The 13285-nt window shown below is 75.3% G+C and carries 12 protein-coding genes; 3 read left to right on the forward strand and 9 right to left on the reverse strand.

Annotated features, from left to right (window positions below; genetic code table 11):
* Positions 1–185: 185 nt before the first annotated feature.
* From ACQRUO_RS10350 to ACQRUO_RS10365, 4 genes are all read right to left on the reverse strand, one after another.
* Complete coding sequence (locus ACQRUO_RS10350; protein WP_428315484.1) at positions 186–1475, reverse strand: MFS transporter; 1290 nt, start codon at positions 1473–1475, stop codon at positions 186–188.
* Complete coding sequence (locus ACQRUO_RS10355) at positions 1472–2701, reverse strand: cytochrome P450 (protein ID WP_428315485.1); 1230 nt, start codon at positions 2699–2701, stop codon at positions 1472–1474. Before ACQRUO_RS10355 ends, ACQRUO_RS10350 begins: the two co-directional genes overlap by 4 nt.
* 2 nt (positions 2702–2703) lie before the next feature.
* Positions 2704–3666 carry an alpha/beta hydrolase gene (locus tag ACQRUO_RS10360; RefSeq protein WP_428315486.1) on the reverse strand — a complete coding sequence of 321 codons (963 nt, stop codon included), beginning with the start codon at positions 3664–3666 and terminating at the stop codon, positions 2704–2706.
* 105 nt (positions 3667–3771) lie between these two features.
* On the reverse strand, positions 3772–4488 hold the full coding sequence (locus ACQRUO_RS10365) for an SGNH/GDSL hydrolase family protein (RefSeq protein ID WP_428315487.1): 717 nt from the start codon (positions 4486–4488) through the stop codon (positions 3772–3774).
* Positions 4489–4775: 287 nt separating this feature from the next.
* Here ACQRUO_RS10365 and ACQRUO_RS10370 point away from each other — a divergent pair, with 287 nt between their 5' ends.
* Positions 4776–6044 carry a cytochrome P450 gene (locus ACQRUO_RS10370; protein ID WP_428315488.1) on the forward strand — a complete coding sequence of 423 codons (1269 nt, stop codon included), beginning with the start codon at positions 4776–4778 and terminating at the stop codon, positions 6042–6044.
* Between the two features lie 155 nt (positions 6045–6199).
* Entirely contained in the window at positions 6200–6346 is a 147-nt protein-coding gene (locus ACQRUO_RS10375; protein WP_428315489.1) for a hypothetical protein, read from the forward strand.
* 150 nt (positions 6347–6496) lie between these two features.
* Here the strand turns inward: ACQRUO_RS10375 and ACQRUO_RS10380 are convergent, their stop codons facing one another.
* Positions 6497–7702: a cytochrome P450 gene (locus ACQRUO_RS10380; protein ID WP_428315490.1), complete on the reverse strand. Its 1206-nt coding sequence runs from the start codon at positions 7700–7702 to the stop codon at positions 6497–6499.
* 146 nt (positions 7703–7848) lie between these two features.
* Between ACQRUO_RS10380 and ACQRUO_RS10385 the strand changes: the two genes are divergently transcribed.
* Positions 7849–8727 (forward strand): thioesterase domain-containing protein, encoded by an 879-nt coding sequence (locus ACQRUO_RS10385; protein WP_428315491.1) that lies wholly within the window; start codon positions 7849–7851, stop codon positions 8725–8727.
* A 5-nt stretch (positions 8728–8732) separates the two neighbouring features.
* Here the strand turns inward: ACQRUO_RS10385 and ACQRUO_RS10390 are convergent, their stop codons facing one another.
* Genes ACQRUO_RS10390 through ACQRUO_RS10405 form a run of 4 tightly spaced genes read right to left on the reverse strand, consistent with a single transcriptional unit; the run spans position 8733 to position 13273 of the window.
* Positions 8733–10352 carry an AMP-binding protein gene (locus tag ACQRUO_RS10390; RefSeq protein WP_428315492.1) on the reverse strand — a complete coding sequence of 540 codons (1620 nt, stop codon included), beginning with the start codon at positions 10350–10352 and terminating at the stop codon, positions 8733–8735.
* Positions 10353–10389: 37 nt separating this feature from the next.
* A complete protein-coding gene (locus ACQRUO_RS10395; RefSeq protein WP_428315493.1) occupies positions 10390–11361 on the reverse strand; it encodes an alpha-ketoacid dehydrogenase subunit beta in 972 nt (323 codons plus the stop codon).
* Positions 11358–12368 carry a thiamine pyrophosphate-dependent dehydrogenase E1 component subunit alpha gene (locus ACQRUO_RS10400; RefSeq protein WP_428315494.1) on the reverse strand — a complete coding sequence of 337 codons (1011 nt, stop codon included), beginning with the start codon at positions 12366–12368 and terminating at the stop codon, positions 11358–11360. The genes ACQRUO_RS10395 and ACQRUO_RS10400 overlap by 4 nt, the downstream gene beginning before the upstream one ends.
* Positions 12365–13273: a phytanoyl-CoA dioxygenase family protein gene (locus ACQRUO_RS10405; protein ID WP_428315495.1), complete on the reverse strand. Its 909-nt coding sequence runs from the start codon at positions 13271–13273 to the stop codon at positions 12365–12367. Before ACQRUO_RS10405 ends, ACQRUO_RS10400 begins: the two co-directional genes overlap by 4 nt.
* Between the last annotated feature and the right edge of the window lie 12 nt (positions 13274–13285).

A 13285-nucleotide genomic window follows, 5' to 3' on the forward strand; every position in this document is an offset into this window, starting at 1 on the left:
GGGGGGGGGGGGGGGGGGGGGGGGGGGTGTGCCGGCACAGGGATAAAAACAAAAAACAACCGAGCGGCTGCCGGCGGGGCCCGAACCGGTCAGTGTCGCCTGGCCGTTGACGCCGGAGCTGATGGTGGCCGTGGCGGGCCCGGCAGGTGCGCCGGTGCGGGTGCGACTGCTGCCCTGACCATCCGTCAGGTCCCGGTGGTGGCCCGGTCCAGCGTCCGCAGTGCCCGGTTGCCCTGGAGCCAGAGGGCGGTCACGCCGTAGAGCCCGGCGGCCACCAGCACGCCCGCCCGGGCGCCGGCCACGTCGGCGAGCAGGCCGAAGGCCGAAGGGGCCAGCCAGCTCAGGCTGTTGGCCACCAGCTGGATCGCGTTGCCGCTCTGCGCCTGGAGCTCGTCCGGGGTGATCCGGGTGGCCTGCACCTGGAAGACGATCACCGCGGGCATCACGGTGAAGGTGGTCAGCGCACCGAGCACCGCCATCAGCCAGAGCCACGGGGCGACGGCGATGCCGACCGCGCAGCTCGGCAGCAGCCAGGAGGTGACCAGCACCCAGGCGCGCCCGCCGAACAGCTCGATCAGGCGCGGCCCGAGCAGCGAGCCGGCCAGCCCGCAGAGGGCGCTCGCCGAGACCAGGGCGCCGACCTCGGGGGCGGTGGCACCGCGGCTGCGGGCCAGCACGATCACCATCAGCAGGGTGCCGGCCGCGATCGCGTTCACCGCCGCGCCCCAGAGCGCGTACATCCGCAGGTAGCGGTCGCCGAGCACGAAGCGGCTGCCGGCGGTGAGTTGGCGGCGCAGCGGCTCGCGCGGCGGGGCGGGGGCGCCGGCGGCCGGTGGCTCGGGGTCCAGCGAGCCGCGGATCAGCGCCGAGGTCACGGTGATCGCCCCGAACGAGAGCGCGTCCAGCAGGAACGGCAGCGACTGCGCCACCCCGTAGAGCGCGCCGCCCAGCGGCGGGCCGATCATCGCGGCGGCCTGCCCGCGGGCCTGGGTCAGCGACATCGCCTGCGGCAGCTGCGCGGAGGGCACGATCCGGCGCACCGCACCGCGGCTGGCGCCCATGAAGAAGGCCGAGCAGCAGCCCTGCACCAGCCCGACCACGATCAGCTGGACCGGCCAGACCCGGTGCGCCAGCACGGCCGGCACCACGCTGCCCACCGCGAGCAGTTGCAGCAGCGAGGTGAGCACCAGCAGGCGCTTGCGCGGGGAGCGGTCGGCCACCACGCCCGCGGGCAGCAGCATCACCAGGCTGCCGGCCAGGGTGGCGCCGCCGACCAGCCCGGCCTGCGCGGCCGAGCCGGTGGCGGCGAGCACCAGCAGGGGGTAGCAGATGCCCGACAGCTGGGTGCCCAGGGCGGAGACCGCCTGGCCGCTCCAGAGCAGGGTGAAGTCCCGGTTGCGGCGCAGCGGCGGCGGTTCGGCGGTGGCCGGGGGGTCGGCGGCCGGCTCGGCGGCGGTGGCCTGGTCGGCGCTCACCGCACGGTGACCGGGAACTCGGCGAAACCGCGCAGCACCGTGCCGCGGCGCACTGCCGGGCCGGCCATCGCGAGCTTGGGGAAGCGGTGCAGCAGGGCCGGGAAGAAGACCGCGGCCTGCATCCGGGCCAGCGGCGCGCCCAGGCAGTGGTGCACCCCGCCGCCGAAGGAGAGCACGGTGGCGCCGCCGGTGCGGGTGATGTCGAAGACGTCCGGGTCGGTGAAGGCGGCCGGGTCGCGGTTGGCCGCGCCCAGCATCAACACCGCGGCGCCGCCCGCCCGCACCGGCACCCCGGCGATCGTGGTGTCCGCGGCGGCCACCCGGGCCATGCCCTGCACCGGGGTGTCGTAGCGCAGCATCTCCTCCACCGCGCCGGGCACCAGGGTGGCGTCGTTGCGCAGCAGGTCGGCCTGGGCCGGGTGGGCGAGCAGCGCGGCCAGCCCGCCCAGCAGGGTGTCCACCATGCTCTCGATCGCCGCGCTGAACACCAGGGTGAGGGTCTGCTCCACCTCGTCCTGGGTGAGCGGCTCGGGGTTGTCGGGGCCACCGGCCTGGGCGGCGACCAGGGTCGAGGTGAGGTCCTCGCACGGTGCGGCCCGGCGGCGGGCGGCCAGTTCGCCGAAGTAGCCGGTGAGCGCCTCGCCGGCGGCGTCGATCTGCGGCAGCTGCGCCTCGGTGGCGCCGCCGTCCACCGCCAGCCGCAGGCCCTCCAGCGGTTCGCGCAGCGCTGGTTGGTCCGCCTCGGGGACGCCCAGCACCTTGCCGATCACCCCGATCGGCAGGCCGGCGGCCAGGAACTCGTGCAGGTCGACCGGCGAGCCGTCCGCGCCGGCCGCGGCGATCCGGTCCAGCACCCGGTCGGTCAGCTCGGCGATGAAGGCGCGCAGCGCGGCGGCCCGGCGCTGGGTGAAGGCGCCGGCGACCAGGCGGCGCAGCCGGGTGTGCGCGGGCGGGTCGAGGAAGAGGAAGGACTCGGTGGTGGCCCGCAGGCCCGGGTGCTCGCGCCAGCCGGGGCGCCGGGTGTCCATCCAGGCGGCGTTCTGGGCGTGGAAGCCGGGGTGGCGGATCACCGTGAGGCAGTCCGCGTGGCGGGTGAGCAGCACGCCGCCGTCCGGCATCGGGTGCACCGGGGAGTGCTCGCGGAGCACCGCCAGGTGGGGGTAGGGGTCGGTGCTGCCGGCGGGGGTGCGCAGAGCGGCCAGGGCCGCGGCGACGTGGTCGGTCACGGTCACCCGTCTCCTCGGTCGCCGGCCGGTGCCGCGTCGAACGCCGCGCGCAGCCGGCGGGCCGCCTGGGCGAGGGCGGTGCGGCCGTCGTCCAGCACGCCGGCCATCGCGAAGAAGCCGTGCACCATGCCGGCGTAGCGGGTGGCCTCGACCGGGACGCCGGCCGCGCGCAGCCGCTCGGCGTACTGCTCGCCCTCGTCGCGCAGCGGGTCGTACTCGGCGGTGATCACGGTGGCCGGCGGCAGACCGGACAGGTCGGCGGCGCGCAGCGGGGAGGCCAACGGGTCGTGGCCGTGGGCCGGATCGGCCAGGTAGTGCGACCGGTACCAGTCCACCGAACGGTGGTTGAAGAGCAGCGGGTCGGTGTTCTCCCGGCGCGAGGGGGTGTCGGCGAACTGGTCGGTGTTGGGGTAGACCAGCAGTTGGTGGCGAAAGGCCGGGCCGGAGCGCTCGCGGGCGAGCAGCGTGGTGGCGGCGGCCAGGTTGCCGCCGGCGCTGTCGCCGCCGATCGCCAGCCGGTGCGGGTCGCCGCCGAGTTCGGCGGCGTGCTCGGCCAGCCAGCGGGCGGTGCTCCAGCAGTCCTCCAGGGCGGCGGGGAAAGGGTGTTCGGGGGCCAGCCGGTAGCCCACCGAGACCGTGGTGCAGCCGGCCGCGTTGGTCAGGGCGCGGCAGATCGCGTCGCCGGTGTCCAGGCCGCCGAGCGTCCAGCCGCCGCCGAACAGGTAGAGCAGCACCGGCTGCGGCCCGCTGCCGGCCGCCCGGTAGATCCGCAGCGGCAGCGGGCCGCCGGGGCCGGGGACGGCCGACTCGGTGACCCGGGCGACGGGTTCGGGCTCGCCGGCCTCGGCCAGCACGGCGGCCAGGTCGGCGGCCCGGGCCTGGTCGACGGTCAGCTCGTAGAGCGGCGGGGCGGCCGCGGCGGCGCGGCGCGCACGCAGCGCCTGCACCTGCGGGTGGAGGGGCATCGGGCTCTCCGGGTCGGGGCTCGGGCGTCGGGGCGCGGGCGGAGGGGGGTGGGGCTCGGTGGGCGGAGGGAGGGCGACGGCTCGGCGGGCCGGGCGGCGGCGGGTTCAGCCGGCGGCGGGCCCGGTGCCCAGGTGGGCGCCGAGCCGGCGCACCGCCGCGGCGGCGGCGATCGCGTGGCTGCGGCCGCTGCCGTGCCGGCCGTCGCTGCTGTAGACGTCCCGCCGGTCGGAGGCCGGGTGGGCGGTCAGGTCGAAGTGCAGGGCGCCCAGTTCGGCCGCCACCTCGGCGGTGCGGGCGGACAGGCTGTGCAGTCGCTCGCGCAGCGGCTCCCGGTACTGCTCGGGCACCAGCGGGGAGCGCGAGCCGTCGAACATGCCCACGGTGAGCACCTGGGCGCCCTGCTCGCGCAGCGCGGCCACGATGGCGCGCAGCTCGGCGGTGACCGCCTCGGCGTCGTAGCCGGAGCGCAGCGCGTCGAAGCCGCCGCAGGCGACCAGCGCGAGGTCGGGGCGGAAGGCCAGCGCCTCGGGCAGCTGGCCGGCCCGCACCGCGGCGGCCGGGGTGTTCCGCCAGCCCAGGTTGAAGTACCGCATGTCCGGTGCCAGCAGGCGCAGTTCGACGGCGATCCGCTCGGCCCAGGGCTGCGGCGGGTAGCCGGGGGTCGGCTCGCCGAGGCCCTCGGCCACGCTGTCGCCGAGTACCGCGAACCGCCGCCAGGGGTGGCCGGTGAGCAACCGGGCGGCCTCGCCCTCGGTGAGGCAGTACGGGTCGTCCGCCTCGCCGGCCGGGGTGGGTCTGTCCGATGGAACGTCAGATGGCATGGTTCGGAGCCCGATCCCTTCGTGCACCTGATCCGCTCGTGCGGCGGCGGCGGTCGAGATCGTCGCTCCGCGGGCCGCTGAGCAGACCATACGGTCACCGATCAGCTCAGGCAACGGTATGAGCCGAACTGATCGTCACCACCCGCTCCCAGCAGCCAAGATGTATCACGGCTGCTCGGCGGGCCGGTCGCAGGCCACCGCAGGACCTCGACGGGCGGCCGCGCCGGCCCCCAGAATGGCCGCGAGCGGCGGGGGCCACCCCGCGACCCGAGCCAGGAGGCCCGCCGATGGGCGCCCATCCCGCGCCAGCAGACCCCGCCGGCCCCGACGCCGGAATCCCCGACACCGAAACCCCCGACCAGCTGCTCGCCCGCCTGGGCACCCCCGGCGGCCGGGCCGACCCCTACCCGGTCTACCGACGGCTGCACGCCCTCGCCCCGGTGCACGACACCGGCCGGGGCCAGGTCTTCCTGACCGGCCACCAGGACTGCCTGCAGCTGCTGCGCGACCCCGGCTACCGGGCGCAGGGACCGGACTGGATGGACCGGGTCTCGCCCGGCTGGCGGGAGCGGCCCGGCAAGGTGGCCACCATCGAGGCGATGCTCTTCCGCGACCCGCCGGACCACACCCGGCTGCGCCGACTGGTCAGCGGCGCCTTCACCGCGCGCCGGCTGGCCGCGCTGCGCCCGGAGGTGGCCCAGCTGGCCGACCTGGCGCTGGACCGGATCGCGGACGCCGGCTGCGACGGCGGCACCGTGGACCTCCAGGAGCTGCTGGCCGACTCGCTGCCGATCGCGGTGATCGGCGCCCTGGTCGGGGTGCCCGAGTCCGACCGCACCCTGTTGCAGCAGGCCATGACGGCCATGATGCAGGTGGTCGAACTCACCGTCGACGAGGCCGCGTTGACGGCCGCCGACCGAGGCGCCGAGCTGCTCCTGGGCTACTTCGCGGAGCTGGTCGCCCAGCGGCGCAAGCAGCCCACCGAGGACCTCGCCTCGGCCCTGGTCGCGGTCCGCGACGAGGGGACCGGTCTGAGCGAGGACGAGTTGCTGCAGACCCTGCTGCTGCTCTTCATGGCCGGCGTGGACACCATGGTCAACCACCTGGTCAACGCCACCGCCGCGTTCCTGGCCCATCCCGGGCAGGCCGCGCTGCTGCGGGCCGAACCGGGCCTGGCCGAGGGCGCGGTGGAGGAGGCGCTGCGGTACGACCCGCCGATCCAGCTGCTCGCCCGGGTGGCCGCGGCAGACCTGACGATCCGTCAGTGCGCTGTGCCGGCCGGGTCACTGGTGATCGGGCTGGTCGGAGCCGCGAACCGCGACCCGGAGCGCTACCCGGACCCCGAGCGCTTCGACATCACCCGCACCGGCACCGCCGCGGTCTCCTTCGGTGGCGGCCTGCACTACTGCCTGGGCGCCCCGCTGGCCCGGATCGAGTCGGCCGCCTTCCTGCCCGGCCTGCTGCACCGCTTCCCCGGGCTGCGCCCGGCCGGCGCGGCGCGCCGCCGCGGGTTGGTGCTGCGCGGATTCGAGTATTTCCCGGTGGCTCTCCGGTGAAATGCGAAATGGCCCGGCGGGCGGCTCCGCCGGGTTAATCCCGATCAATCCGGTGTCCGAGTTGTCCGGCTAGGCAAAGGGCGCCGCCACGGCTATCTTGAAATCATCTCGCCGGGAATTCCCGGCGGGTTTCCGGATGGTATGGAGGTGCCGCTATGTCGCGTGTGGCCGAATCGCCCAAGGTCGCCGAGGTGGCCGAGAGCAGCCGCTACGTCGCGGAGTCGCCGGTCTCGACCGGCGTCGCCGAGGTGGCGGAGTCCAGCCGTGTCGCCGAGGTGGCCGAGAACCCCGCCAAGGCCTGACCGCACCACCCAAGGCCCGCCCGACCGCCCCAGGCGCCGGGCGGGCCTGCCCCGTGATCCCGTGGCCCCGTGATGCCGTGGTCCCGTGGCCCCGGGAGCGCTGGTCGCTCCCGGGGCTCGGCTCGGCCCGGCCGGGTCGGGCGGCCGCCGCTACCAGGCCACCGGCAGCCGCAGCAGCGGGTGGATCAGGTTGCCCTCGCCGTAGCGCAGGTCGGACGGCTCGGCCGCCAGGCGCAGCCCCGGGAAGCGGTCGGCCAGCGAGCGCAGCGCCACCGCCAGCTCCAGCCGGGCCAGCGGTGCGCCGGGGCAGAAGTGCGCGCCCAGCCCGAAGGTCAGGTGCGGGTTGGCGGTGCGGCGGATGTCGAACCGTTCGGGGTCGGTGAAGACCGCCGGGTCCCGGTTGGCCGCCGGCACCGAGACCTGCACCGCCCGTCCCGCGGCCACCGACCTGGCCGACAGCGCCACCTCCTCGGTGCTCACCCGCAGGAAGGCGCCCTCGCTCGGCACCTCGAAGCGCAGCACCTCCTCCACCGCCGGGCCGGTCAGCGCCGGGTCGTCGCGCAGCAGCGCCCACTGCCCGGGGAACCGCAGCAGCGCCAGCACCCCGCGGGCCAGGGTGGAGGCGGTGTTCTCCTGGCCGCCGATCAGCAGCGCCGAGACCAGCTGCACCAGCTCGCCCTCGGAGAGCCGCCCCTCGGTGTCCCGGGCGGTCACCAGCAGGTCCACCAGGTCCTCGCCGGGCGCCTTGCGCCGCTGCTCCAGGAACTCGCGCAGGTAGGCCAGGAACTCCCGGTTGGCCCGCAGCCGCTCCTCCAGGGCGGCCGGGTCCACCGCGAAGAAGACCGCGGTCCAGTCGTGGAACAGCTGCCAGTCGGCGGCCGGCACGCCGACCAGCGCGCACATCACCGAGATCGGCAGCACCCCGGCGAAGTCGGCCACCAGGTCGGCTGGCGGCCCGGCGGCCGCGACCCGGTCCAGCAGCCCGTCCACGATGCCCTGCACGATCGGCCGCCAGCGGGCCTCCTGGCTGGGGCTGAAGGCCTGCTGGATCACCTGGCGGAACCGGGTGTGCTCGGGCGGGTCGTGGTTGATGATCGCGTCCGGGTTGTCGTTCATGTCCGCCTCGCGGACCATCCGGGGCGCCCCCGGGTAGCGCAGGTTGCGGCTGAAGCGGCGGTCCCGCAGCACCCGCGCCACGTCCTGGTGGGCCACCACCAGGTGCGCCGGATCGCCGCTGGGCAGCGCCACCTCGCCGAGCGGGCACTCGGCCCGGCGGCGGCGGTGCTGCTCCACCGAGGTGCCGAACTCGTCCGGGCGCAGCGGGAAGGGGAATGCGTCGAGCTCTTCTTCGGCCATCGTCTCCACCGGTGCGGGAATTGTGTCGGTACGGGAACTGGTGCGGGCGGCCAGGACATAATCGCCGGGCCGCCGGGTAGCAATTCGGCGGCCCGGTGCGCGATGATTCCCGGAGATATCCGCCGACTGGTTCAGGGGGTTTTTCGATGGCACCCACGCCGAGTTTTCCGGGATTCGACCCGCTGCTCGAACTCGCCGCCGGCACCGGCCGGCCGCTGTGGTGCGTGCACCCGGCCGCCGGCATCGCCTGGGAGTACCTGGCGTTGGCGCCCCGGCTGCCCGGGGTGCCGCTGCTGGCGTTGCAGGCCGCCGCCCTGCAGCCCGCCGAGGCAGACCGGGCCGCCGAGCCGGACCGGCCCGCCGTGCCGGACCGGCCCGCCGAGGCGGACCGGCTGCCCGAGTCGATCGAGCAACTCGCCGACCACTTCACCGGCCTGGTCCGCAGCCGCCAGCCGAGCGGCCCCTACCGGCTGCTCGGCTGGTCCTTCGGCGGCCTGGTGGCGCACGCCGTCGCCCACCGGCTGCGCAGCGCCGGGGAGCCGGTCGAACTGCTCGCGCTGCTCGACGGCTACCCCTACGACCCGACCCGCCCCGAGCGCGAGCCCAGCGAGCACGAGTACCTCACCACCCTGCTGGAGAACGCCGGTTGCGAGCCGGCGAGCCTGGTCAGGCCGGACGGCGCGGCGCTGGACGAGCCGTGGGCCAAGGCGGTGCTGCTGGCCCGCGGCCACCGGCTGAGCGGGCTGCCCGACCGGCAGCTGGAGGCGGTGCTCCGGGTCTTCCTGCACCACCTGCGACTGCGCCGCCGCTACACCCCGCCGCGGTTCGACGGCGACCTGCTGCTGGTCCGGGCCGCGGCCGAGCGCACCGCGCCGCAGCACCCGGCCGCCGACTGGGCGCCCTACCTGACCGGCCGGATCGAGGCGCACGACCTGCCCACCGAACACCGGCTGCTGCTGCGCCCGGAGCCGGCCGAGCGGATCGGCCGGCTGCTCGCGGCGCGGCTGGCGCCGGCGGCCGGGTAACGGACTCACCGGGGCGCCAGCGGGGCGATCGTCCGGCGCTGCGGGTCCAGTCCGAACCGGGCCCGCAGCGCCTTCTTGTCGACCTTGTCCAGCGGGGTGCGGGGCAGCTCGGTGACGAACTCCACGGTGCGCGGGACGTGGAACTCGGTCAGCTCCTGCTCCACCCGGGCCTGCAACTCGGCGACCAGGGCCGCCTGGTCCAGCCCATCGGCCGCCTCGCCGCCTGGCTCGGTGACCACGAAGGCGTAGGCCACCTCGCCCCAGCCGGGGTCCGGCGCCCCCACCACCGCGGCCTCGCGCACCTGCGGGTGGGCGGCCAGCACGTCCTCGATCGGGCGGGTGAAGACGTTGGCGGCGCCCACCGTGGTGACGATCATGTCCTTCTTGCGGTCCACCAGGTAGAGGTAGCCGTCCTCGTCCAGGTAGCCCAGGTCGCCGGTGTGCAGCAGCCCGTCCACCAGCGCCTCGGCACTCTCCTCGGGCTGCTGCCAGTAACCGGACATCAGCAGCGCCCCCGCCGCGCACACCTCGCCCACCTCGCCCACCGGCAGCACCTCGCCCTTCTCGCCGCGGATCTCCAACCGCGCGTCGGCGAACGGCCGCCCCACCGAGGCCAGCCGCTGCGGGTGCGCCGGGTCGTTCACCATGAACGGTTGGTCGGCCACCAGCGGCATCTCGCTCAGCCCGTAGACCGGGCGGACCACCGGGCCGAACTTCTCGATCGCCTGGGCCAGTCGGGTCGGCGAGACCGGGCCGCCGCCGGTGTTCAGGTAGCGCAGGCTGCTGGTGTCGGTCTCCGGGGCGTCCAGCAGGCCGCTGTCCAGCAGTTCGGAGAGCCGGGCGGGGGAGATGAAGACGCTGCTGACCCGCTCGCGCTTGACGGTGTCCAGGAAGGACGTCAGGTCCACCCCCTCGGCGAGGAACACCGTGCCGTCCTCGCAGAGCGCCAGCAGCACCGGCATCTGGCCGCTGACGTGCACGAACCCGGTGGTGGACAGGTGCCGCATGCCCAGCTCGCCGATCGAGCGGTAGTGGCCGGCCGCGGCCAGCAGCGCCAGGAAGAAGCGGTGCTCGTGGTGGACCAGCTTGGCCTGGCCCGAGGTGCCGCCGGTGTAGAAGAGCGAGGACGGCTCCGGGGTGCCCGGCACGCGGTGGAACTGCGGCTCGGCGTCCGCGGCGGCGGCCAGCAGGTCGGGGCCGGCGCCGTCCGGGCCGACGCAGAGCACCTGCAACGGCTCGGCGCGCCGCAGCAGTTCCTCGATCACCCGGTTCTCCCGCGGCGTGTCGTAGATCAGCACCTCGACCCCGGCCCGCTCGACGAACTCGGCCTGCTCGCGGTACGAGGCGTAGGTGGCGATCCACACCGTGCGGCAGCCCAGCAGGTGCAGCGCCAGCTGCAGCGCGATCGACTCCGGCTTGTTGCGCACCAGCAGCGCCACCCCGGCGCCCGGACGCACCCCGAACCCGCCAAGGGTGTTCGCCAGCCGCAGCACCAGGGCCCGGAACTCGGCGTAGCTCAGCCGCTGTTCGCCGCAGACCACGGCCTCCTTGTCGCCGCAGGCGGCGAACAGCTCGAGCGCCTCCTCGACGTAGTTGACGCCCGCCCCGCCCTGCTGCTCCGTCATCTTGCCCACTCCTTCGTCAGCACGTGTCGTTGTCATCTCAGGCCGCCCCGACGGCGGCCAGCACGGCGGCGCGCAGCTGCGCCCGGTCGGGCTGCACGGCGCGGTCCAGCGCCAGGGCGAACGGCAGCACCGCGCCGTCCGGCCGGGTCACCCGGCGCGGTGCGGCCCGCAGTGCGATGCCCTGCTCGGCGACCGCGGCGATCACCTCGGCGGCCAGGCCGCACATCCGGTTGGAGTCGTCCACCACCACCAGCCGCCCGGTCCGTCCGACCGAGGCGAACAGCGCCGTGAAGTCGAACGGGTGCAGCGTGCGCGGGTCGAAGACCTCCACCTCGACCTCCGGGGCCAGCTCCGCGGCCACCGCGAGCGCGTCGTGCACCAGGTGCCCGGCCGCCACCACGGTGACGTCGCGCCCCGCCCGGTGCACCCGGGCCGAGCCGATCGGCACCGGAACCAGCTCCTCGGTGACGTCCTCGCGCACCCCCATCGCCCCGGCCGGCCCGAAGAGCACCACCGGGTCCGGGTCCCGGATCGCCGAGACCAGCAGCCCGTAGGCGTCCGCCGGGGTGGCCGGCAGCAGGGTTTTCACCCCGACGTGGGCGAACAGGCCGTACGGGTGGTCCGAGTGCTGGCCTGCCCAGCCCTCCCGGGACCCGGAGCCCGGCACCACGAAGGTCACCGGAGCGGCGGTCTGACCACCCGTCATCAGCCGGATCTTGTGCGCCTGGTTGGCGATCTGCTCGAAGACCAGGAAGAGCAGTGAGGGGATCTGGAACTCCACCACCGGCCGCATCCCGGTCAGCGCCGCGCCGAGCGCCAGCGAGCTGAAGGCCTGTTCGGAGAGCGGGGTGTCCACCACCCGGTCCGCACCGAACCGGTCCTGCAACCCGGGGGTGAGGCCGGACAGGCCGGCGCCCAGGTCCTCGCCGAACACGCAGACCGCCGGGTCGCGGGCCAACTCGTCGGCCAGCGCCCGGTTCAGCGCCTTGGCGTAGGAGAGCTTGGTCACCGGAGCACCTCCACGGCCGAACCGGACCGCGGGCGCAGCCCGTCGGCGTACAGGTGGCGCAGCGCCTCGGCCGGGTCGGGGTGCGGGCTGCTGCGGGCGAACGCGACGGCCTCGGCGATCAGTTCGGCCACCTCGGCGTCCAGCTCGGTGCGCCGGGCGGCGGGCAGCAGCGCGCCGGTGCGCTCCAGCGGGTCGCGGGCCCGCCAGGCCTCGATCTCGGCGGCGCTGCGGTAGCGCACCCGGATCCGGCGCTCCATGGTGTGGTGGCCCTCGAACCGGTAGGTGCGGCACTCCAGCAGCGTGGGGCCGCCGTCGGCGCGGGCCCGGGCCACCGCGCGCGCGGTGGCCGCGTGCACCGCGGCCGGGTCCATCCCGTCCACCCGCTCCGCCGGGATGCCGAAGGCGGCCGCCCGCCCCTGGGCGCTGCCCGCCACCCCGGAGTCGACCGCCAGCGTGGTGGCGTAGCCGTTGTTCTCGCAGACGAAGACCACCGGCAGCCGCCAGAGCGCCGCCAGGTTGAGGGTCTCCAGCAGCACCCCCTGGTTGAGCGCGCCGTCGCCGAAGAAGCTCACCACCACCCGCCCGCTGCCCTGCCGCCGGGCCGCCCAGGCCGCGCCCGCCGCGATCGGCGCCCCGGCACCGACGATGCCGTTGGCACCGAGGATCCCGAGGCCCAGGTCGGCGGCGTGCATCGAGCCGCCCCGACCCTGGTTCAGGCCGGTCTGACGACCCATCAACTCCGCCAGCAGTCGCCGCGGGTCCGCCCCCTTGGCGAGCACGTGGCCGTGCCCGCGATGGGTGCTGGTCAGCTGGTCGGCGGGGTCGAGCGCGGCGCACACCCCGACCGCGACGGCCTCCTGCCCGATGTACGGGTGGATCCCGCCGACGATCTCCCCGGAGCGGACCAGGGCGAGCGCCTGCTCCTCGAAGCAGCGGATCAGGCGCATCGCCCGGTAGAGCGCGGCGGGGGTGGTGGCGGCCGCCGGGGCGGGGGTGGGCTCGCTCACGGTGCGGACCGCCACAGGGTCGGGCAGTACTCCTGGTCGGCGTAGTCCGGGCGGCCGTCCGGCGTCCGGGCCACCAGCACGTCGTGGTTGTAGACCACCTCGGTGCCGTCCGCCTTCCGGTACGGGCGGTAGGTGTTGGCGCCGTCCTGCAGGTGCAGCGAGATCGCCCGGCGCGGTTCCTCGGCCAGGTTCGGGCCGCTGCCGTGGTAGGTGCGGCAGTGGTGGAAGCTGACGTGGCCGGCCGGGATCTCCACCGGGACCTTGTGCACCTCGGCGTTGTTGAACGCGGCGGTCTCGGCCAGGATCCGCTCCAGCTCGCCGCGGTCCCGGTCGGCGAAGTGCCGGGTGGAGTCGTCGCCGGCCACCTCCTTCCAGCGGTGGCTGCCGTCCACCATGGTGATGGTGCCCATCCGCCGGTCGCAGTGGTGGAACGGGATGAAGGCGGTGAGCATCCGCTCCGAGCTGCAGGTCTGCCAGTAGTGCCGGTCGCAGTGCCAGGGCACCAGGTTGGTCGCCTCCGCGGGACGCGGCGGCTTGAGGATCAGGGTGGACTGGAAGAGCCGGATCTCGGAGGCCCGGGCCAGCCGGGCGGCCACCGCGCCCAGCAGCGGCTTGCGCAGGATCGCGCCGATCGCCGCGCTGCGCCGGGCGATGTAGTCGTTGTGCCGCTGCACCTCGCCGTCCGCCGGGCGCCAGTCGGCCAGCCGGGGCGGGCGCTGCGGCAGCGGGTGGTCCTCGTGGCCCGCGTAGAACGCCTCGCTCGCCTCGGTCAGGGTGGCCAGCTCGGCGTCGCCGAGCAGCCGCCGGGAGAGGTACCAACCGTGCTCGGCGTAGAACTCCACCTCCTCGTCGGTGGGCAGCAGCTCGCGCTCGGCCGCGGTGAGGTCCCAGGTCCGTTCTGACATCGCGTCACCTTC

This window comes from Kitasatospora sp. LaBMicrA B282 (genome assembly GCF_050325825.1).
GTDB lineage: Bacteria > Actinomycetota > Actinomycetes > Streptomycetales > Streptomycetaceae > Kitasatospora.

Coding starts and splice junctions, on each gene's coding strand:
- ACQRUO_RS10380 (WP_428315490.1), bottom strand. CDS start 7,702: ATGGCCGAAGAAGAGCTCGACGCATTCCCCTTCCCGCTGCGCCCGGAC.
- ACQRUO_RS10375 (WP_428315489.1), top strand. CDS start 6,200: ATGTCGCGTGTGGCCGAATCGCCCAAGGTCGCCGAGGTGGCCGAGAGC.
- ACQRUO_RS10370 (WP_428315488.1), top strand. CDS start 4,776: ATGGGCGCCCATCCCGCGCCAGCAGACCCCGCCGGCCCCGACGCCGGA.
- ACQRUO_RS10365 (WP_428315487.1), bottom strand. CDS start 4,488: ATGCCATCTGACGTTCCATCGGACAGACCCACCCCGGCCGGCGAGGCG.
- ACQRUO_RS10385 (WP_428315491.1), top strand. CDS start 7,849: ATGGCACCCACGCCGAGTTTTCCGGGATTCGACCCGCTGCTCGAACTC.
- ACQRUO_RS10360 (WP_428315486.1), bottom strand. CDS start 3,666: ATGCCCCTCCACCCGCAGGTGCAGGCGCTGCGTGCGCGCCGCGCCGCC.
- ACQRUO_RS10390 (WP_428315492.1), bottom strand. CDS start 10,352: ATGACGGAGCAGCAGGGCGGGGCGGGCGTCAACTACGTCGAGGAGGCG.
- ACQRUO_RS10405 (WP_428315495.1), bottom strand. CDS start 13,273: ATGTCAGAACGGACCTGGGACCTCACCGCGGCCGAGCGCGAGCTGCTG.